This is a genomic window from Chelatococcus asaccharovorans (assembly GCF_003201475.1).
GTDB classification, from domain to species: domain Bacteria; phylum Pseudomonadota; class Alphaproteobacteria; order Rhizobiales; family Beijerinckiaceae; genus Chelatococcus; species Chelatococcus asaccharovorans.
The window spans coordinates 76,996-97,748 of record NZ_QJJK01000004.1; the positions used below are offsets into that span (position 1 = coordinate 76,996).

General features: G+C 62.9%; 16 protein-coding genes and 1 tRNA gene. 8 read left to right on the top strand and 9 right to left on the bottom strand.

Annotated features, from left to right (window positions below):
- Positions 1-20: 20 nt before the first annotated feature.
- From C7450_RS10330 to C7450_RS10340, 4 genes are read left to right on the top strand one after another with little or no spacing between them, the layout of a single operon-like run.
- Entirely contained in the window at positions 21-2,510 is a 2,490-nt protein-coding gene (locus C7450_RS10330) for an FG-GAP-like repeat-containing protein (protein WP_170147183.1), read from the top strand.
- Positions 2,500-5,418, top strand: a complete 2,919-nt coding sequence (locus C7450_RS10335; RefSeq protein WP_110374373.1) for an RHS repeat-associated core domain-containing protein — start codon at positions 2,500-2,502, stop codon at positions 5,416-5,418. The genes C7450_RS10330 and C7450_RS10335 overlap by 11 nt, the downstream gene beginning before the upstream one ends.
- An 11-nt stretch (positions 5,419-5,429) precedes the next feature.
- Positions 5,430-6,101 carry a hypothetical protein gene (locus C7450_RS33520; RefSeq protein ID WP_146227318.1) on the top strand — a complete coding sequence of 224 codons (672 nt, stop codon included), beginning with the start codon at positions 5,430-5,432 and terminating at the stop codon, positions 6,099-6,101.
- Between the two features lie 23 nt (positions 6,102-6,124).
- Positions 6,125-7,027 (top strand): DUF4214 domain-containing protein, encoded by a 903-nt coding sequence (locus tag C7450_RS10340; protein ID WP_146227319.1) that lies wholly within the window; start codon positions 6,125-6,127, stop codon positions 7,025-7,027.
- Between the two features lie 254 nt (positions 7,028-7,281).
- Here the strand turns inward: C7450_RS10340 and C7450_RS10345 are convergent, their stop codons facing one another.
- Together C7450_RS10345 and C7450_RS10350 are read right to left on the bottom strand one after the other, a co-directional pair.
- On the bottom strand, positions 7,282-7,611 hold the full coding sequence (locus tag C7450_RS10345) for a putative quinol monooxygenase (protein ID WP_110374375.1): 330 nt from the start codon (positions 7,609-7,611) through the stop codon (positions 7,282-7,284).
- The gene (locus C7450_RS10350; RefSeq protein ID WP_110374376.1) at positions 7,608-8,423 is read right to left on the bottom strand and encodes a helix-turn-helix domain-containing protein; all 816 of its coding nucleotides are present in this window, start codon (positions 8,421-8,423) and stop codon (positions 7,608-7,610) included. The genes C7450_RS10345 and C7450_RS10350 overlap by 4 nt, the downstream gene beginning before the upstream one ends.
- A gap of 108 nt (positions 8,424-8,531) precedes the next feature.
- On the opposite strand from C7450_RS10350, the gene C7450_RS10355 reads away from it, so the two are divergent.
- The gene (locus C7450_RS10355) at positions 8,532-8,894 is read left to right on the top strand and encodes a nuclear transport factor 2 family protein (RefSeq protein ID WP_110374377.1); all 363 of its coding nucleotides are present in this window, start codon (positions 8,532-8,534) and stop codon (positions 8,892-8,894) included.
- A gap of 371 nt (positions 8,895-9,265) precedes the next feature.
- Here C7450_RS10355 and C7450_RS10365 read toward each other — a convergent pair.
- The 5 genes from C7450_RS10365 to C7450_RS10385 all read right to left on the bottom strand — a co-directional run bounded on the left by C7450_RS10365 (position 9,266) and on the right by C7450_RS10385 (position 15,671).
- Positions 9,266-9,340: transfer RNA gene (locus C7450_RS10365), tRNA-Gln, on the bottom strand.
- A 182-nt stretch (positions 9,341-9,522) separates the two neighbouring features.
- A complete protein-coding gene (locus C7450_RS10370; RefSeq protein ID WP_110374379.1) occupies positions 9,523-12,639 on the bottom strand; it encodes an efflux RND transporter permease subunit in 3,117 nt (1,038 codons plus the stop codon).
- 98 nt (positions 12,640-12,737) lie between these two features.
- Positions 12,738-13,871, bottom strand: a complete 1,134-nt coding sequence (locus C7450_RS10375) for an efflux RND transporter periplasmic adaptor subunit (RefSeq protein ID WP_110374380.1) — start codon at positions 13,869-13,871, stop codon at positions 12,738-12,740.
- 210 nt (positions 13,872-14,081) lie between these two features.
- Positions 14,082-14,840, bottom strand: coding sequence for an ABC transporter ATP-binding protein (locus C7450_RS10380; RefSeq protein ID WP_110374381.1), 759 nt, complete (start codon positions 14,838-14,840; stop codon positions 14,082-14,084).
- Between the two features lie 21 nt (positions 14,841-14,861).
- Positions 14,862-15,671, bottom strand: coding sequence for an ABC transporter permease (locus C7450_RS10385; protein ID WP_110374382.1), 810 nt, complete (start codon positions 15,669-15,671; stop codon positions 14,862-14,864).
- 553 nt (positions 15,672-16,224) lie between these two features.
- Between C7450_RS10385 and C7450_RS10390 the strand changes: the two genes are divergently transcribed.
- The gene (locus C7450_RS10390) at positions 16,225-16,932 is read left to right on the top strand and encodes an orotate phosphoribosyltransferase (protein WP_110374383.1); all 708 of its coding nucleotides are present in this window, start codon (positions 16,225-16,227) and stop codon (positions 16,930-16,932) included.
- A gap of 194 nt (positions 16,933-17,126) precedes the next feature.
- On the opposite strand, the gene C7450_RS33525 is transcribed toward C7450_RS10390, so the two are convergent.
- Positions 17,127-17,369: a hypothetical protein gene (locus C7450_RS33525; protein ID WP_146227320.1), complete on the bottom strand. Its 243-nt coding sequence runs from the start codon at positions 17,367-17,369 to the stop codon at positions 17,127-17,129.
- Between the two features lie 298 nt (positions 17,370-17,667).
- Between C7450_RS33525 and C7450_RS10395 the strand changes: the two genes are divergently transcribed.
- Together C7450_RS10395 and C7450_RS10400 are read left to right on the top strand one after the other, a co-directional pair.
- Entirely contained in the window at positions 17,668-18,024 is a 357-nt protein-coding gene (locus C7450_RS10395) for a hypothetical protein (protein ID WP_146227321.1), read from the top strand.
- Positions 18,025-18,212: 188 nt separating this feature from the next.
- Complete coding sequence (locus tag C7450_RS10400) at positions 18,213-18,806, top strand: SCO family protein (RefSeq protein ID WP_110374385.1); 594 nt, start codon at positions 18,213-18,215, stop codon at positions 18,804-18,806.
- Here the strand turns inward: C7450_RS10400 and C7450_RS10405 are convergent.
- Complete coding sequence (locus C7450_RS10405; RefSeq protein ID WP_170147184.1) at positions 18,757-20,640, bottom strand: glycosyltransferase; 1,884 nt, start codon at positions 20,638-20,640, stop codon at positions 18,757-18,759. The genes C7450_RS10400 and C7450_RS10405 overlap by 50 nt on opposite strands.
- Positions 20,641-20,753: the final 113 nt, after the last annotated feature.

The following is a 20,753-nucleotide window of genomic DNA, read 5'->3' on the forward strand; positions in this document are numbered from 1 at the left end:
TTCCCTCGGGGGCCGGTGGGGTGACCCCCGATCCGGTGAAGAGCGAACCGCCTGCCATGGCGACGCCCAAGTCGGGGGCCAAGGCGGAGGCCAAATCCGAGGCCAAATCCGAAGCCAAACCGGATGCGGCCAAGGCCGAGACGGACAAGGCGAACACCGACAAGGCTGATACGGACAAGAAGGACGCGGAGAAGGCCGAGACCGAGAAAGCAGGCGGCCCGACGGTCCTGGCTGAGCAGACACCCTCGGCCATCACGATCGGTGACTTCGACAAGAAAGCGCCGGAAGACCCGGAAGCGCCCTTCAACGGCAGCTTCACCCAGCGCATTCCGCTGGAGGTGCCGGGGTTCCGCGGCCTCGAGCCGAAGCTCAGCCTCGTCTATGATTCGAGCCAGGGCCTGCGCGCCGGCGGCATGACGGCCGGCCTCCTCGGGGTCGGCTGGGACCTCGGCGGCCTCTCCGACATTGTGCGGGTGTCGCGCGTCAATGGCGCACCGCGTTTCAACACCGACGACACCTGGCTGCTCGATGGCGCCGAGCTTGTGCCCTGCGCCCAGGCCCCGTCCAGCCCGAGTTGCAGCTATGGCGGCAACTTTACGACCCGGGTCGAGAGCTACAAGCATATTCTCTTCAACGAAGGTGAGAACTCCTGGACCATCAAGGCCAGGGACGGCACCCGCTATATCTATCAGTCGTCGCTCTGGTTTCAGGGCGTGCCGGAGTCGCCCGAGGCCGGGCATTACCGCTACATGTTGCAGCGGATCGTCGACTGGCGGGACAACGAGGTGGTGTTCGGCTACGAATGCCCCTCCTTCGTCGTCTGCTATCCGATCCGGACCGAATACAACGGCACCCTGATCAAGTATTTCTGGCAGAGCCAGGGCGACCAGCAGAAGACCCAGCTCGCGGCCGGAACGGTCATTGCCGTGGCCGATCGCCAGTTGCGCAGCGTCTTCGTCACGAACGACAACGTGACGATCCGCGCCTACGGGCTCGACTACGAAGTAAGCCCGGCGACAGGCCTGTCACGCCTCATCCGGGTGCAGCAATACGGCAAGGACGCCGTGTTCGACAACGGCGCGGTGGTCGGCGGCACCGCGCTGCCGGCGATCGAGATCAGCTACACCAATACGGGGGTGTCATTTACTCTGGTTCCCGGCATCGCAGGCGGCAAATACATCGGCGACTTCAACGGCGACGGCCTTAGCGATGTTTTCGCCGCAGCTCCAGAAGGGAACACACAGGTCCCACCTGAATGCATACCTTATCCTGCCTACACTTACCTATCGACGGGGAGTGGCTACGATGCGGGGCAAGCGCTGAACCTCTCCTATCCCGCCCTGAACTGCTATGTCGATGTCGGTAACGACCGATGGGCGGTCGGCGACTTCGACGGCGATGGGCGCTCGGACCTCGTTCGCAGCTATCAGGTGGTAGACTATCCCACCAACCCCAACGATCCGAACGCGCCAAAGATCACAGGCTTCGGCTTAACCTTCTATCGCTCGACGTCTTCGGGCTGGGTCGCGTCCAGCCTGCTCGACCCACTTTCATCTGTACCTGTTTATACGGGTGGGGAGATAGCTGCAGCCGATTTCGATGGCGACGGACGCGATGAACTGGCGGCATTTGGCACAACTGCGGGCGGTGGAGGCCTATCCGGACGTTTTGTCTGGAACGGCACCACATTGGTGCTGGACCCGAACCTCGCGCTGCCGCCTATCAGCATAGGAGGCGTCCCTGCCCAGCCTCCGCTTTCGCGGATTAGTGACTTCAACGGCGATGGCAAAGCCGATTCCATCGTCTTCAGCCAGGGCCCGACCGTCGGCGACACGTCGTATGAGATTTGGTTATCCAATGGGATGGGGTTCATTTCCCAGGGGATCCAGACCTTTTCAGGCTTGCCCTTCTTCACCCTCCAGCAGGGCATTCAGAGCGGCGATTTCAACGGCGACGGCAAGGCTGACGTGCTGCTCTTTGCAGCCCGCGGTGATGGCCAGTGGGATGTCAATGTGGGGCTCTCGACCGGGCGTTCACTCGATCGCCAGATCTGGGCGGCGCCACAATGGGTCGCTTATACGCCTGGCACTGAAGGCGGTATTGCGATCGGCGATCTGGATGGTGACGGGCGAAGTGATGTTATCATCGCCGCTGCCACGGAAGCACGCTTGCTGCTCTCGCGCGGCACGAGCTTCGCCATCAGCTCCGCGCCGATCGCAGGCCTTGTGAGTACACCGGGAGATGTGAACGGAGATGGCAAGGCCGATATCGCTAGCCTTCTCGGCCTCTATCTCTCGCAAGGCGGCATCCCCGACCTCCTCTCTCAATACAAGAACGTCTTCGGCGGCTACACCCACGTAGAAGGGCACGAGCTCGACGCCCCTCCTCGACACCCGCTATCTCTGGGACAACCAGCCCTACACGGTCTATCCCTCGACCGGCAACCTGACCCAGGTCGACCAGTGGCGCAACACCGACAACACGCTCGCCGTCACGGCGATGACCTATGATCAATGGGGCAATCTGACGGCCCAGGTCGATCCGGTCGGCAACCGCTTTGAGTACACCTACGACGGCACCTACCACATCTTCCCCATCAAAACGCGCAACCCGCTCTACTTCGCGCCGGTCATTGATACCCGGCAGGAAACCACGGCGACCTACGACACCCTCTGCGGTCTGCCGGCGACCACCACCGATATCGACAGCCTCGTCACCACCTATGGCTATGATGCGCTCTGCCGGCCGACCTCGGTGGTCAAGCCCGGCGGCGACTATACGCTGACCACCTATACCGAAATCGGCAATCCGCAGACCCAGGCGGTCACCACCCTGACCCCGCCAGCCACCGGCAGCCAGCAGGTCTGGACGTCGCGCTTCTTCGACGGCATGGGCCGCACCTATGCCACCACCATGGACGGCCTCATCGTCGAAGGGCTCGCCTTCAACCCGCGCGGCCTCGTGCGCCAGCGGGAGGCGCCGCATTATTCAGGCCAGCCAGCCTATCCCACGAACTTGACCTATGACGCGCTCGATCGCCTGGTGCTGACCACCAATCCGGACAACAGCACGGTCACGACGAGCTACCAGGCCTCGCCCGATGCCTTCGACCAGACGACGGTGGTCGATGAGCTCGGCCGCACGACCATCACCCACCACGATCCTTACGGCAACACGGTCTTCCTCGATCGCTTCAATGCCGGCGTCCGTAACCGCATGTCGATGCAGTATGACGCGGTCGACCGGCTGTTTCGCGTCACCGACCAGCCCGGCAATCTCTGGGTCTATGGCTACAACTCCCTGTCGAACCGGGTGTCGGCGCTCGATCCCAACCTCGGCCAGTGGTGGTATGCCTATGACCTCGCCGGCAATCTCACCTGGGTCACCGATGCCAAGGGCCAGCACACCACCTACACCTATGACGGCCTGAAGCGCGTCAAGACGAAGACCCTGCTCGCCACCACGCCGCAGGCGACGACGACCACCTCGACCTATGACGAGACCCGGCCGGGCTATGCCAATGGCGGCAAGCTCACCACGGTCACTGACGCCGCCGGCACCATCCAGTACGACTATGACGCCAACGGCCGGCCGGTGAAGACGAGCTGGCAGGTCGACGGCACCACCTATGCCTTGACAGCCACGCTCGATATCGGCGGCTATGTCCGGGGCAAGACCTATCCGGACGGCGACCAGATCGGCACCCCGGGCCAGCCCTGGACCTATGACATCTACGGCTCGCTCAAGACCATCCCGGGTCTCGTCAGCACTATCGACTACAACGCCCGCCGCCAGACCACCGCCATCACCTATGCCAATGGGGTCTCGACCAGCTTCGTCTATAACGACGCCCGCGGCTGGCTGAACAGCTACACCACCACGAAGGGCCCCAGCGTCTATCTCGGCGGCCATTACAGCCGCGCCGCCACCGGCCGCATCAATAGCGTCACCGCCTCGCCGGGCTCCCCGGCCGACGGCTGGCAATATGGCTATGACGACCTCGACCAGCTGCTGACGGCGACCCATCTCGACTTCCCCGGGCTGCTCTCGCAAAACTTCACCTACGACGCCGCCTTCAACATGACGTCGAACTCGCAGCTCGGCACCTACACCTACCCGGCACCGGGCCAGCCGCGCCCGCATACGCCGACCCAGGTCGGGGCCTCCGCCTATAGCTACGACGCCAACGGCAACCTCTTGGCCGGCTCCAACCGCAGCTACAGCTGGGACGGCGACAACCGCCCGGCGACGGTCACCATGGTCACCGGCATCACGACGGCCATGACTTATGGGCCGGACGGCTCACGCCTGAAGAAGGTCGCCAATACCGGGCCCAACCGCACGCCGCAGACGACGCTCTATCTCGGCCCGGAGATCGAGCGCGGCCCCGACGGCGTCTGGCAGAAATACCCCTATCCCGACATCAACAAGCGCGGCACGGCGGCGACCTTCCTGCATCGCGACCACCTCGCCACGGTGCGCTCGATCACCGACGCCGCCGGCGCCGAGGTGCTGCACCGCTATTACCGGCCCTACGGCCAGATCCCGATCACCACCTCGACCTTCAAGGAGGCCAAGGCCTTCATCGGCGAGCGCCAGGACAGCGAGACCGGCCTCCTCTATCTCAACGCCCGCTTCTACGATCCTGCCCTCGGGCGCTTCATCTCGCCGGATTGGTATCTCCCCACCGACCCCGGCGTCGGCACCAACCGCTACGCCTATGCCTTCAATGATCCGATCAATAAATCCGATCCGAATGGGCATATCTGGCAGGCCCCGGCTCGGGGCGCGCTGATCGGGGCGGCCTCTTCGTACGCGGTGCAAGAGGCTGAGATTGCCTTGGGATTACGCACCGAAATTAACTACAATGCTATAGCTTATGAGGCTCTTATCGGAGCGGTCACCTTGGGGCTTGCCGGTCGCGAGAAGGAGGTTGATCTCGCGGTGCATATGTTCAGCCGGGCACTTGGCAGGGCACTGTTTAGCGAGAGTAGGACTAGGTTTGATGAAAACCGCGCTATCGGAAAAGCTGGAGAGCAGCTGGTAGGGCAGGATCTCAAAGGGAGAGGTTATGAGGTCTTTGCGCAAGTTGGACTTCGAAGCAAGGATGCGTTCGCGATTTTCGATTTTGTTGCTGTCAAGGATGATGTGATCACAGCGATCGAGGTCAAAACGGGAGACGCCATATTGTCCAAAGGTCAGGAAGCAATTAGAGATGCCTTTAAGGCCGGGTATGACGTAGTGGTCGCTCCGACATCTAAAAATGCGCCGACTTTAAGAGGGCGTTCTGTGGGAGCTGTGCAAGAAAATAGGCTAAGCAGAGAAGACGTTCTTGGTAAGGCGCGAGGAGTAGATCCATTCGAGGCAGCTCAGGACGAAACCAATCCAGATGACGAAAATTCGGCGGAATTTCAGTAGTAGAGTGATAAATGTCTACAGAAGCGATTATCCCCACGACGGTCGATGCAGAGGTTTTCCGGGCGGCGGAAGACTTTCTTACTCTCGATCAATTCAAGTGTCGGGCAAGCAATGGCGCTCTGAATGCGGTCCGCTCTATCGATAATGAGACGGTTTTTCTTATTCACATTGCCCGTAAGAATTATTTCCGCGAGTGGAAATACGAACTGTCATGCTCCATTAATTGGAAAATTATCTACAGTAATATTTCCATATTGGGAGGCAATTTCAACGAAAGGCAGTGGAAAAATAGGGCTCTCATTTCTACTGGGACAAGCAAGGCGTCGGTATATAGAGATTGGGGGGATAATCGTTTCTCGTTCACTAAAATTGATGACGCAAGTTATATAATTGGAAATATGCGAGAGTTTTACAATAAAATCTGCGTGCCTTTTTTTGAAAAATGGAATTCATTTGAGATTTCCAAGAATGAGTTCTACAATCACTCCAAATCGGCTGAAGATATTGTTCTTCTGCGTAGAGATTTATCGTTAATCGCAATATCTATAGCTATAATTAAACGTGATGTTGATATTGATGAATTGATAGAAAATCACAGATTATATCTTGCCAAGATAAATGAGAGCTCAGTTGATGTTATTGACGACTTCGTTGGAAGACTTCGGGACGCTGGACTGTTGTGATTGATGATCTGGAGAGCATCGCCATGCCCGCCCAACAATTCACCGCACAGATGTACAATGCCTTCCTCGGGCGGGCGCCGGAGCCGAACGGCTATGCCTGGTGGGTCTCGCTTTATCCCGGCATGACCGAGACGGCCTTCATCAATGCCTGGGCGGCCACGGCGGAAGCCAAGGCCCTCAATCCCTGGATCGACAGCCCGACGCTGACCAACGCCCATATCTTCATCGCCTCGCTCTATGTCCATCTCTACGACCGCATCCCTGACGCGGCCGGCCAGACCTATTGGGCCAATGAGCTCCAGGCCAGCGGCATCGCCCCGGTGCTGCTGACGCTGCTCGGCGTCGGCGGAACGGACGGCGCCGTGCTCGCCAACCGCACCGAGGTCGGCGTCTATTTCGCCGAGAAGTTTCTGGCCGCCGGCGCCGCCCCCGCCTTCTCCTGGCAGCAGTCGATCCTCAACAGTGTCGATGCCACGTCAGCCTCGGTGACGGCAGCCAAGGCCCAGATCGACGCCTGGGTGGCGGCCGCGCCCCTCGACACCACGCTCGGCACCTATGCCCAGGTCCTCGCCCGCGCCAAGACCTACAATATCACCGGCCTCCCTAGCTTCATGACCTATGAGCTGGCGAGCGAGATGCTGGCGGCCGCCAACCCGACCGGCAACGTGGTCGGCTTCGTCCACAACGGCGCCAAGCTCGGCCTTGTGCCGCTTTATCTCACCGCGACCGCCATCGCCGAACTCGGCCCGGCCTCCGCCCAGACCGTCGCCAGCGTCTTCGCCGACGGCCCGATCGCCCGCGTCACCCTCGACGGCCAGCCCGTCATCTGCGTCAGCGTCAACGGCGATTTGACCTTCTCCGTCACCACAGACTTCGTCCTCACCGGCCTCGGCGCCGCCACCATCACGGATTTCGTGCTGGCGTAGGCGCCGTCGATGGCCGGACAGGCCCTGCCGGGCAGACACGGACAGCCTGGCAAGATGCCGCCGGGCCGGCGCGGGGCGTGATCCCGGGGTGGCGGCCCTCCGGGGCGAGGCGCCCTTTGGCTCGCGCGGCGGTGAGGCGTGCAGGCCGGCAGGGCACGATACGGCGGATCCGGAGCGACGGAAACAAAGCCCGATTTGACTGCCGCTCTATGCCGTAAGCGCTTCTGTCCCGGCGGCATAAGGCCTACGCAAGGTCAGGGACCCGGCGGGACCGCCGCTGCGGGCGTCGTACTCCGGATCGCCTCCCACATGCTGATCCGTCGCGGCTCCTGCAGCAGATCCGGCAAGGCTGCATGCCAGGCGGCGCGATAGGGGCGCTTAAGCTCGATGTCGATGACGTCCTGGTGGTTCGCCCAGGTCTCGTAGAGCATGAAATGGGCGTCGTTCGCCGGATCGCGATGCAGCACAGCGTTCCTGAAGTTGGTTTCGGCACGCATGGCGTCCAGAACGTCGTTGAGAAGGGCGAGGAACCGGTCGCGCTCGGCCGGCTTGACGTCGAATTCGATGACGTAGGTCACGCTCATGATGAATCTCCCACAGCGTCGGGGAAGGAAAACGGGGTCAGCAGCGCTGCGCGCGTGGCGGCATTGGCCGGGTAGAAGCATTCAAGGGTGAGCTCCGCCAGCGTTACGTCCATGGCGGAGCCGAAGACGGTGGTCGTGGAGAGCAATGACAGGCAGACGCCGCCGTCCTGCTTGAGGTTAAGCGGCACCGCGACGGCGTTCGCGGCAGCCGGGCGCGTTCTGCTGGCGCGGAACGGCAGGGCCGAGAGCTCCGCCAGCAGCCCGGCCAGCACGGGGTCCCCTGTCACGTCGCTTTGCCTGGCGAGGCGATTGAGCAGGTGGTGGCGCCATTCGGCCAGGTTCTCGATGCGCGGCGCCAGCCCCCGGGGATGGAGGCTCAGCCGCAGCACATTCACGGGAGGCGTCAGCAGTTCGGCCGCCACGTCCGCCAGCAGCGGTGTCAGCGCTGCATTGGCGAGGACGAGGTTCCAGTGGCGGTCGACGGCCAGGGCCGGGAACGGCATATGGGCTGCAAGGACCGCCTCCACGGCCTCACGAGCCGCTGTCATGTCGGGTGCAGCAAGCGCGCGCTCTGGATGTTCCGGGGCAAAACCGCCCGCGAGGAGCAGACGATTGCGGATCCGCAGCGGCATCGCAAGCTGCTCGGCCAGGCGCAGCAACATATCCCGGCTCGCCGAAGCCCGCCCGCTTTCCACGAAGCTCAGATGGCGGGTGGACAGGGCTGCCTCACTCGCGAGATCGAGCTGGCTAAAGCGGCGTCGTTTGCGCCATTCACGCAACAGATCGCCCACACTCTCGGCTGTCGTATCCATGGGGACACTATAACGGAGTGTTCGCCCGCTGGACGATTACCTCCGAGGTAATCGCAGTGGTCTCCCCGTCCTGGCAAGGTGGTCATCGCCACCACAGGAGTGACCGACATGATCGACAGCCGAGACATCGCAGACATCTATCTTGCCACCTGGAACGAAGGTGATGCCGGGCTTCGGCGGACGCTCATCGCGGCGCGCTGGGCCGCGGATGCGCGCTATGTGGATCCGGTGATGTCCGGCACGGGCGCTGACGGGATCGCCGCGATGATAGAAAGCGCGCGCGCACAATTTCCTGGTCACTGCTTTGCATTGCGGGGAACGCCCGACAGCCACAATCGCCATGTGCGCTTCTCCTGGTCGCTCGTGAGCGGTGAGGGGAGGCCCGTGGCCGGTGGAACCGACATCGTCCGGCTGGACGATGCGGGACGGATCGCGGAGGTCACTGGCTTTCTCGATACCCTACCCGCATGACAGGGGCTGCCCCTGAGATCGTCCGGCCCAGGCTTGCGAACGACACACGGGGCCGAGCATGCGAGCGCGGCGGCGAGAGCATTTTCGAGCGAAGTGGACACCGGTTCGCGTGAAGAAAATGCGCTAAAACAAAAACATGGAGCATTTTCGCGATTCGGAGAAACGCGAAAATGCTCCAGAGCAAATCCGGCTTGGATGGAATTGTCTGATATCGCCTAACCCGCTGAATATGCACGTCAATTTTTGAGCGTTGCCAAGTTCGCAACAGACGGACCAGCTCTAAAGCCAAGCGTTCTCAGACTGGCGTTCTCAGGCCGGGTTTCTGGGCCGGCGCTTCTCGGGAGCGGGGAGCATTGAAGGAGAAGAATGCCTGGCTGGGGCGGGAGGATTCGAACCTCCGCATGGCGGAATCAAAATCCGCTGCCTTACCACTTGGCGACGCCCCAACGTGTTGCACGCTCTGTCACCATAGGCGACACCGGTGTTGCAAGCGGGCGGACCATAATTCGCCGCTTGGGCGATGGCAATGGTCAACCCGGGGGCTTCTCGCAGAAATCTCGGGCGCGGAAGCCCCGCGCGGATTCGCTGGCCGGGCTCCGTTCGCCGCATGGCCTGCGGAAATCGTGAACTACTCCGCAGGCGTCAGATGTCCGGGCGCGTGGTTCCCCTTGCCTTCGGGATGATGGCCATGGGCATGGGCCTCGTCATGCTCCTCATGCGGCTTGTGGATCCGCCCCACGAGGCTGTAGACGGTGGGCACCACGAACAGCGTGAGCAGTGTGCCGAGGGTAAGGCCGCCGACGATGACAAGGCCGATCTGCTGGCGGCTCTCGGCGCCGGCACCCTCTGCAAAGGCCAGCGGCATGGCGCCGAGCACCATGGCGCCCGTCGTCATCAGGATGGGCCGCAGGCGCATCGTCGCTGCCTCGACGACGGCGGTCAGCCGGTCCTTGCCGGCCTCCTGCTGCTGGTTGGCGAATTCGACAATGAGAATGCCGTGTTTCGTGATGAGACCGACAAGGGTGACGAGGCCGATCTGCGAATACACATTGAGCGTCCCACCGGCATAGTAGAGCGCGGCGAGGGCGCCGGTCATCGACAACGGCACCGTCAGGAGGATGATGACGGGGTCGCGGAAGCTCTCGAACTGCGCCGCGAGAACGAGATAAATAAAGCCGAGCGCCAGCACGAAGACCACAGCGAGGCTCTGGCTGGACGCATGAAACTCGCGGCTCTGCCCGCCGTAATCCGTCTGGACCGTTGCCGGGAGGACCTCCTGTGCGGCCTTGTCGAGATAGGCAAGGCCATCGCCCAGGGCGTAGCCTGGCGCGAGATTGGCCGAGATGGTCGCGGAGCGCAGCTGGTTGAAGCGTCGGAGCTCCTTGGGGGCGACGGATTCGGTGACTTTGACGATATTCGAGAGCTGCACCATCTGGCCGTTGGGTGCGCGCAGGAAAATGGTGGAGAGCGTCGAGGGCGAGGCGCGGTCTTCCGCCGCCATCTGCACATAGACGTCGTATTGCTCGCCCTCGACCTCGAAGCGGGTGACCTGGCGGCCCCCCAGGAGCGTCTCCAGCGTCCGGCCGATAACCGAGACCTCAAGGCCGAGGTCCGCCACCTTCGCGCGGTCGAGCTCGATGCGGAACTCAGGCTTGTTCAGCTTGAGGTCTGAATCGAGATTGACGAAGCCGGGGTAGTCACCGACCCGCTTGAGGAAGGTGTCGACATAACCCTGCAACTCCTCGTAGGTGCCGGACGTCTGCAGGATGAATTCGATAGGGCGCGACGAGCCGCGCTGGCCGAGCGAGGCCGGGTTGTTGGCATAGGCCATGACGCCTGGAATGCGCGCGAGCTTGCCGCGCATCGACGCCGCGATCTCTTGCTGGCTGCGCTGGCGGACATCCCAATCCTTCAGGCGGCCGACGATCATGAAATCCGTGATCTCGGGGAAGCCCAGAATGACCAGGACCGACTGCATCTCCGGAATTTCGCGGAGCGAGTCCTCGATCTGGCGGGAATAGCGGCTCATATAGGCGAGGGTTGCGCCCTCCGGGCCGCTGCCGCGAATCATGATCACGCCGCGATCCTCGACAGGCGCAAGTTCAGCCCTGAGATGCGTGAAATAATAGCCGCTCATGCCGGCGACGCCGATTGCCAGGAGAATGATGAGCGCACGCACCTTGAGCGAACCGACGAGGAGGCGGCGATAGCCGTGCTCGAAGGCATTGAAGCCGCGCTCGAGCACCCGGAAAATAAAGCCGGGGTTGGGCTCGTGCTTCAGGATCTTCGAGCACATCATCGGCGTGAGCGTCAGCGCGACGAAGCCGGAGACCAGAACCGCGCCGGCGAGCGTCAGCGCGAATTCCAGGAACAGGCGGCCTGTGCGGCCCGGTGAGAAGGCCACCGGCGCATAGACTGCGACCAGCGTGAGCGTCATGGCGACGACGGCGAAGCCGATCTCCTTGATGCCCTTGATGGCCGCCGCCTTCGGCTTCATGCCATGTTCGACATGGCGATGAATGTTCTCGAGCACGACGATGGCGTCATCCACCACGAGGCCGATCGCCAGCACCATGGCCAGCAGCGTCAGGGTGTTGACGCTGAATCCAAGCGCATACATCAGCGTGAAGGTGGCGATCAGCGAGATCGGGATCGTCACGATGGGGATAAGCGAGGCGCGCAGCGAGCGCAGGAAGAACAGGATGACAAGGACGACGAGGACGATGGCCTCGAGAATGGTGTGAAAGACGCTCTGGATCGAACGGTCGATGAAGACCGCGTTGTCGTTGGCGATCTCGGCGGTGACGCCATCAGGCAGCGAGGCGCTGATATCGGGCATGACCGCCCTGAGCGCCTCCGACACGTCGAGCGGGTTGGCAACGGCCTGCTTGACGATGCCGACGGTGACACTCGTCTGGCCGTTGTAGCGGCCATCGCGCCGCTGGTCCGCCGCGCCGAGCTCGACGCGGGCTATGTCCTTCATCTTGACCTGATAGTTGCCGGACAATTTGACGACGATATTCTCGAACTGCTCCGCATTCGTCAGGCCGGTGCGCGACAGCACGGTGAATTCGCGGTCGCGGCTCTCGATGCGGCCGGATGGCAACTCGACATTCTGGGCGCGCAGCGCCGCCTCGATGTCCTGGACGGTGAGGTTGTAAGCGGCCAGGCGTTCGCGATCGACCCAGATCCGCATCGCATAACGGCGCTCCCCGAAAATCGAAACGTCGGCGACGCCGGTGAGATTCTTCAGGCGGTTGGTGACATAGCGGTCGATGTAGTCGGTCAACTCCAGGGCGTTCATGGTGGTGGCCATGAACGAGATGAAGATGATCGGCTGGGCGTCGGCCTCGACCTTGGCGATGACGGGCTCGTCGATTTCATCCGGCAGGCGCCGGCGCACGCGGCTGACGCGGTCACGCACGTCGCTCGCGGCCACGTCGGCATCGACGCCAAGGCGGAACCTGACGGTGATGCGGCTTGATTCCGAGCGACTGGACGATTCCAGCACATCAATGCCGGCGATGCCGGCGATCGAGCCTTCGAGAACCTGCGTCACCTGGCTTTCCATGATGGTGGCCGAGGCGCCGGGGTAGGTGGTGGCCACGGAGACCACGGGCTCATCGATGTTGGGGTATTCGCGCACCGTCAGGCGCTGGTAGGAGACCGCGCCGATCAGCACAATGATCAGGCTGAGCACCGTGGCGAAGACCGGCCGGCGGATGCAGAGCTCGGAAAAACCCATATCAGCCGTGCCTCTCGGATTGGTCTGGAACGCGTCGGGCGTAGCCTGGACTTACAGGGGATGAACGGTGGACGTCCGCGGCAGCGCGGTGTGAAGCGTCAGCTCTGCCGCAGCGCGTTGGCGACGACATCAACGCGGACGCCATCGCGCAACCGCGCCTGCCCGGATGTCACCACCAATGCATCGGTGATCAATCCCTCGAGCACCTCGACCTCGCCGGCCTTGCGGCTGCCGAGACGCACCTTCGTCTCCACGGCCTTGCCATCGACGATCTGGTAGATGAGGGCGTCCTTGCCGCGCGGCACGACGGCCTCTTCCGGGACGAGCGAGACATTCTGCACGCTCGGGCCCTTCACGGTGATGCGCGCGAACAAGCCGGGGCGCAGGGTGAGATCCGGGTTCGGCAGGCGGGCGCGGATCGTGAGTGCCCGGCCATTCACGTCGACCATCGGGTCGATGGCGTAGATGGTGCCGGTAAAGACGCGCCCGGGAAGCGCGTCGACGGTGATTTCCACCGTCTGACCAACGGAAACGCGTGAGAGGTAGACCTCCGGCACCTTAAAGTCGACTTTCAGGGCGTCGATCTTCTCCAGATTGACGATGGCAGCGCCGGGACTGAGATAGGCGCCGACGGATATCTTGCGGATGCCGAGCACGCCCGGGAAGGGCGCCAGGATCGACAGCTTGTCGAAGCGCGCCTGGATAAGCGACAGGGTCGCCCGGGCTGTGGCCAAGCCGGCAAAGGCCTCGTCATTGGCGCGCTGGGTGGCATTGCCGCCTTTTGCCAGCACATTGGTCCGCTTATAATTGGATTCCGCAAGGTCGAGGCGTGCCCGGGCGTCATCGAGTTCGGCCTGGGTGAGCGAGCCGTCAAGCTTGGCAAGCAGGGCACCCGCCTCGACCTGCTGGCCTTCCTTGAACAAAATCTCGGCAACGCGCCCGGCGATTTCCGACGAAACGATGACCGATTCATCGGATTGCAAGCCGCCGACCGCGAGAATGTCGGATGTCGCTTCCCCACGCCGCGGTCGCACCGCTTCAACCGGCATGGCGGCTGCCTGACGAACCGGGGCAGGCGCAGCACTTTGGTCGCGCGCGCGCGCCTCGCCGAATACCGCCTCCCGCAGCCGCTTGACTTCGGCGGACAGGTCCGTTCCACCGCGCTCGAGCACGAAAGCGCCGGCAGAGGCCAGAGCAATAAGACCCACAACTGCCCATACCGACTTTCGCATTCTCGTCTCATCCGCTGCGGAGTGCTCTGGATCCTCTAAGCAACTCGCGTGCCGATCAAGTTAACATTTGCTCATGTAACGCCGAAGGGCGCGATCAAAGCATTATCCGGCATTTGTTCGCGCTCCGCCATCACGTGTTCGAGACCGCGTTTCGTCCCATTGTCGGACAGGCCCAGGCACCCCCCTGCCGCGGCGCTGGAGAGAGCCGGATCAGTCCGCCGGGGCGGCGCGCGACGAGGCGTAGACGTCCAGGATCTCGTCGACGCCCCCCTCGGCAATGACCCGGCCTTCGCGCAGCATGATGGCACGATTGCAGTATTGCCGGAGGACGCTGCTGTCATGGGACGCGAGCACCAGAATGCTGGCGTTGTTCATCATGTTCTCGGTGCGCTGCAAGGCCTTGTCGGCAAAGCCCGCGTCACCGACGCTGATGAGCTCGTCCAGGAGCAGGATGTCCGGCTGGACGGCCGTGGAGATGGCAAAGGCCAGCCTGAGCGCCATGCCGTTCGAATAGGTTCGCATCGGCAGGTCGATATAGCCGCCGAGTTCGGAAAAATCGGCGATCTCGCCGATGCGCGATCTGGCTTCCGCGATCGACATGCCCACGATGACGCCACGCAGGATGATATTTTCGGCGCCGGTGAGTTCCGGGTCCATGCCCATGCTGATGTCGAGCAGGGAGGAGACACGCCCGTCGATGTCGACGGTGCCCTCCGAGGGCTCGTAGGAGCCGGAAAACACGCGCAGCAAGGTCGATTTGCCAGCGCCGTTGTGGCCGATGATGGCCAGGCGATCGCCGGCCTTGAGCGACAGGTTGATATTGCGCAGCGCCTTCACGGTCACGACGTCGCCGTTCTCGCTTTCGATCTGGCCGCCGACGCGTTTCAGGAGGCTCGACCGCAAAGAGCGTCCGCGCGCGTTGTAGATGGGGAATTCAACCGAGGCATTGACGAGGTCGATCGACGGCATGGCCCTGTCCGATCTCATAACTTAAAGCCAGTAGACAATGCGCGCCCGGAACCGGGCGAACAGCGGTGCCGCGATGAGCGTCAACACCGCGATGACGACGAGGGCGCTCGCATAGGTTGCGACGCCGGGGATGCGGCCGTGCAGCGGCTCGGCCACGATGCGCAGGAAGACCGCGAACGGATTGAAGCCGACGATATACCATGCGGCGGCGCCCATCTGGTCCACCCGCCACATCACCGGTGTCATGAAGAAGGCGATCTGCAGCAGGTTCTGAATGATCTGCGGCAGGTCGCGAAAGCGTGTCGACAGGATGCCGATGATCATCGCGGACAGGAAGGCGGCCACCATCATCAGAGCGAGGCCGGGGATCGCGAGCAGCATGGCCGGGCTCGGAACCACCAGAAAGCATATCCAGACGATGGGAATGATGATGAGATTATGCGCGAAGGCGATCAGATTGCGCACGAGAAGACGGAAAACGAAGACCGTCTTCGGCATCGCCTCCTGGCGCAGATAGACGGAGGCCTGCACGAAGGTGAGGGTTGCGTCGTTGACGATGCCCGCGATCAGCGTCCACACCACCATGTTGACCGCCAGGAAGGGCAGATATTCGCGGATGGGCTGATTGAACAGGAAGGCGTAGACGATACCGATGCCTGCGACAAAAATGCCCATGCTCAGCGTGATCCAGAATTGTCCGAATTTGGATCGCTTGTAGCGTTGGCGAATGTCGCTGAAGCCGAGCAGCACCCAAACGTGCCAGGCGGTGATACCATGCACGACATCGTTCAGCATAAGCCGCCAGTCGCGACGGGTCGGGCTCAGGGACATTGACGGTTTCTCGGAAACGGTTCTCGACTAGACCAGATCAGGCCGGTGGCAGAAGCTTGAAAAACCTCGTCAGGTCATTGCTTCCGCCTCCGTTCGGCGCGGCATCGTACCGGGCGTAGCACGGTGGAGGCACGCCTTGCCGGGCCCGCGCCGCAGGGGCAGTCGTGCAGCGCGGAGGTACCCGCACGTCCGGCCAGCCTGTGCGGCTGTCTAGCGAAGGCCGCGATGGGGGTCAAGGCGACCGGGATGCAGCGGGGCAAGGTCAGCACGGTGGGGACGGAGGGAAGACCGGTTCACGGAGGCGGCAGGGACAGATCGGCATTGGATTGCTCGTGCGGGCTATCAAACGGGCTTGTCAGGATCGGCCCGCCGGTGTTCTTAAGCGCCCAGCGGGGCGAGCCGCCGCTCGGTGATCTCGGACGCCTTGATGCCCGACAGCGGGAGCCCAAGACCGGGCACCCCGTGTCGGAATATCGTGGCTGCTTCATGGGCATGCGGTGGCCGCATAATGGCAGGCAGAGAGGCGTGAGGCGCCGGGATGATGGAGAGAGTGATGGTGAAAGCAGCGTCCCTGGCGGACAGACAAACGATCGCCCACCAGACCGCCCGCATGATGCTCGAGGTCAAGGCCATTCATTTCAACGCCGAGACGCCGTTCATCTTCACGTCGGGCTGGGCGAGCCCGGTGTATACCGACTGCCGCAAGCTGATCTCCTATCCGCGGCTGCGCGCCGGGCTGATGGATTTCGCCGCAACCACCATTCTGCGCGACATCGGCTACGAATCGATCGATTGTGTGGCGGGCGGTGAAACCGCTGGCATTCCCTTCGCGGCGTGGATCGCCGACCGGCTGATGCTGCCTATGCAGTATATCCGCAAGAAGCCGAAAGGTTTCGGCCGCAACGCGCAGATCGAGGGCGAGGTGGTGGAAGGCTCGCGCACGCTTCTCGTCGAGGATCTGGCGACGGATGGTCGCAGCAAGGTGACGTTCGCCGATGCCATCCGCAATGCCGGGCAGACCGTCGATCATTGCTTCGTGCTCTTCTTCTACGATATTTTCCCGACGGCTCGCGCCGACCTGAAGGCCATAGGCCTCGATCTCCACGCGCTGGTGACCTGGTGGGACGTGCTGGAGGTCGCGAAGGCGAGCGGCCATTTCGATGCCGGTGTGCTTGCGGAGGTGGAAGCCTTCCTGCATCAGCCGGCGCAGTGGTCGTCGGCCCACGGTGGGATTTCCGAATTCGGCGGCCCGAAGAGCTAAATCTGCCCTCAGCGCCCCGGGCTTCTCCGGGGATGTCGTGTGTTCAAGCGACACATCACCTCCCCGACCTCGGGTCAGGCCTGTCGCTTCAGCGCGTGCCAGAGGCTGCACAGGGCGATCCCGTCGCGGCCGCGCGCCGCATGGTTTGTGCGGCGCGGGCCCATCTGTCGCGCTGCTGCTTGCGGATCTGCGGGTCAAGTCATTCCTGGTTGCAGCTGTGCCGAGGGCAAACCCACAGCCAGGAGCAGATCAATCAGGCGACGCACCCGGCGGGTCGGTGAAGAGTGAAGCGCGGCCTGATTTGCCCGATCGTCCAGACGCGCCATGGCTTCCTCGAGTTCAGCCGTGCTCGCGCCGGTACCAATCATTTCAGTGGCAATCATGTCGTCTACCGTGCCAACGAGCGTGTCGATGTCACGCCGTGATATGCCAGTCATTCAACTTCTCCCGCGCCGTTCCCTTGGCGTAGAACATTTTGCATGACAAGTGTTACAGCGGTTCTAGGAGCGCCAGGAGGCGCACCTACTTATTTTCTTATAATTATTACAAATATTATGCTCTAATGTCACAAATCCTTATTATTAGGGCTGCTCTGAGGTATGGCGAATGCAGGAATCACGATCCTGATTCGCACCTCATCATACAGAGTTCGTGCCGTTATTCTAACCATCCCTCGCGAGCGCCTGCTTGTGGCTGTGGGTTGTGGCATGCATCCGCCCGACCCGTGCTCGTGGAATGAATTTGACGTTCGGTACTCGCTCGATGTCGGCCTCGAGACCGAATGTCAAACTCGAAAATTCCACGCGAATCATAGACATTCTGGGGATGCTCCTGTTTCCAAGAGCGGTGTCGCGCATTATCTTTAATGAAGCCGTCTGTGACCGGCTGATCATGAGGAGCCTTTTCGCCATGGCCCCGTCCGAACCCGTTATCGGGCCCACTGAAGCGCTTTCTGACAACCGCGGGCTGATCATCGGGCTGTCCGCGGCTGGCGTTATCGTGGCGCTCGCTGCGGGCGCGATGCTCTGGGCGAGCCAGGGCGACGGCGTATTCCTGACCTGGGTGACAGCTGCGATTGCGGGTTGTTTTTAAGGGTGCGGGCATGGCGCAGCGCCGTGGTTGGCTGCAGCCCCTTCAGGTCTCCATGACGTTTTCGCGAGGCGACCATCTGCCGCCTTCTCCTGCAGGGCTTTGGCGGCGTATAGCGATCCCGCCGGTGCTCGCTGCCGAAGGTCGTGGGGCGTCGGCGCCGCCTGCGGATGGAACGGGAGCAACGCATTATGAAGCATGACCGCCTCCGGCGTCTGGCGCTGCCTCTCCTCACGTTCCTTGTCAGCGTTGTCCTGCTCGGCATCGCGATCGTCTCGCTGGTCGATTTTCGTCGTGAGGAGCCGGTGACATCCTCGGTCGGTGGGCCATTCACCCTGACCTCGCAGGATGGACGCACCGTCACGGAGAAAGATCTCCGCGGCGCACCGTTCCTCGTGTTCTTCGGCTTCACCCATTGCCCCGATGTCTGTCCGACCACGCTGTTCGAGGCATCCGAGCTGCTGCGCGCGGCGGGGTCGCAAGGCGACAAGCTGCGTATCCTGTTTGTGACGGTCGATCCGGAACGTGACACCCCTGAGGTCATGAAAAGCTATCTCAGCGCGTTCGATCCACGGATCATCGGGCTTTCCGGTTCGCCTGAGGCCATTGCCGCCATTGTCAAGTCTTACAAGGTCTATGCGCGCAAGGTTCCGACCAGCGACGGATACACCATGGATCACACGGCCATGGTGTATCTGATGGATGCCAAGGGGCGCTTCGTGAACGGCTTCGATCTCAAACGCGCACCGGACGTCGCGGCGAAAGATCTTCTGAGCTACCTGTAATCTGGAGGCTGCGGCGTCGGGCGGATAGTCCATGTTCCGTCTTGTTCCAGGTGAAGGGCGACGTGACGAGGCCGGCGAGGCCGCGCCACGAAGCCACGGACACGAGGACGTAGTAGAACGGCAGCAGCGGCACGTAGAGCATCAGCCTCCAGGGGCCGCGCCGGGCGATGCCGATGACCGGGGGCAGCAGCATCGAGACGAAGCCAGCCGCGAAGACGACCAGCGCCAGCGCCGCAAAGCCGGCGTCGGCCATCGAGGAGACCGGGACAGCACCGCCGTTCAGGACGAGCCTCGTCATCGCGATGACGGCGAGCGCGGCGAACAGCGGATAACCCAGCGCTGTCGCCACAGTGCCGAAGGCCATGGTCAGGACGCCGAGGGAGCCGGCGCCGCCGAGCGCCCGGGCCGTGGTGAGGGGCATCCGGCTGTGGGTGACGCAGACTTGCATCCAGCCCTTCATCCAGCGCGCGCGCTGGCGCATCCACGCCCCGAGTTGCATCGGCGCTTCCTCGAGGGTTGCCGACGGCAGGTCGGCGACGTCGTAGCCGCGGCACGCGAGCCGCACGCCGAGGTCGGCATCCTCAGTCACGTTCCAGGCGTCCCAACCCTTGATGTCACGCAGCACCTGCGTCCGGAAGTGGTTGGAGGTGCCGCCGAGCGGCAGCGGCAGGCCGTAGCTGGCGAGGCCGGGATTGATGACGTCGAACAGCGCCATGTATTCGATGGCGAAGAGGGTGGCGAGCAGGCCGTCCTTGAGATTGTCGATGACGAGACGCGCCTGGAGGCAGACCACCGAGCGGGGCATGCGCGCGAAGGTCGCGACGGCAAGGCGCAGCTGATCACGATCGGGTACGTCTTCGGCGTCGTAGACGACGACGAACTCGCCCCGGGCGAGCGGCAGGGCCACGTTCAGCGCGCGCGGCTTGGTCCGGGGCTGTCCCACGGGTGCGATGAGGACTTCGATGAAATTGGGCATCTCCATGGCGCGCACGGCCGCCCGCATGGGCGCATCGTCCTCTTCCAGGACCAGCTTGATGTCGAGCTTGGCGGCGGGATAGTCGAGCGCCTGCAGCGCACCGACGATCTGTCGGAGCACCCGCGTCTCCCGGAACAGGGGAACGATAATGGTGTAGACCGGCAGGTGCTCATCGCCTCGCTCTTCATCATCCGGCGCAAGGGCAGGCTTGCGGCGCTGGCGGATCGGCACCCGCTCGAGGCAACAGGCCAGCCGGACGGTGATCATGGCGAGGAAGACGAGGCTGATCACGCCGATGACGACCTGTTGCATGGTGTCCGGCGCCAGTGTCGCCATGAAGCTGGCCGCGCCCACGGCTGTCGCCAGAGAGATGACCTGTGCCTTGGTGGCGCCGTCGCGCGCGGACAGGGCAGGGTCCTCATCCGGCAATTCATTGGCGGCGCGCTGTGCGATACGGTCCGCGGACGCGGCCATCACGCGTTCGGCCAGGCGCCGCGGCGAAACCAGCGCGACGCCCTGTCGGGCGAGCTTGGGTCCGCGCAGCAGCAGTTCCTGCACGGCACTGCCGCGCGGGGCGATGGCGAAGGCCAGATGTCGCCGGTTTGGCTGCAGTGCAACGATGCCGGCACGGATGCCGAGGTCGTAGGGCGCGCTGGGGCTGACCGCGATATCGGCCGGCAGGAGCGGAATCCCCGTTTCGGCCGCCAGGGCCCGGTAGAAGGCCTCTTCGTCCATGAAGCCGAGCGCCAGCAAGGCCTCGGACGGTGTAACGCCCCACAGGAGCGCATAGCGCTTGGCTTTGATGAGTTGCGGTATAGTCACCCCGTGCGCCGCCAGAAAGGCGATTTCGGGTGGCAAGGGCTCCTCATAGCCCTCTGGTGACCACCGATAACGCAACAACCAGCCTTCCCCGCTGGCATTGCTGCCCCGATGCATCGTCGTCCCCCAAATTGTCCCCGGAGCGTATTGTG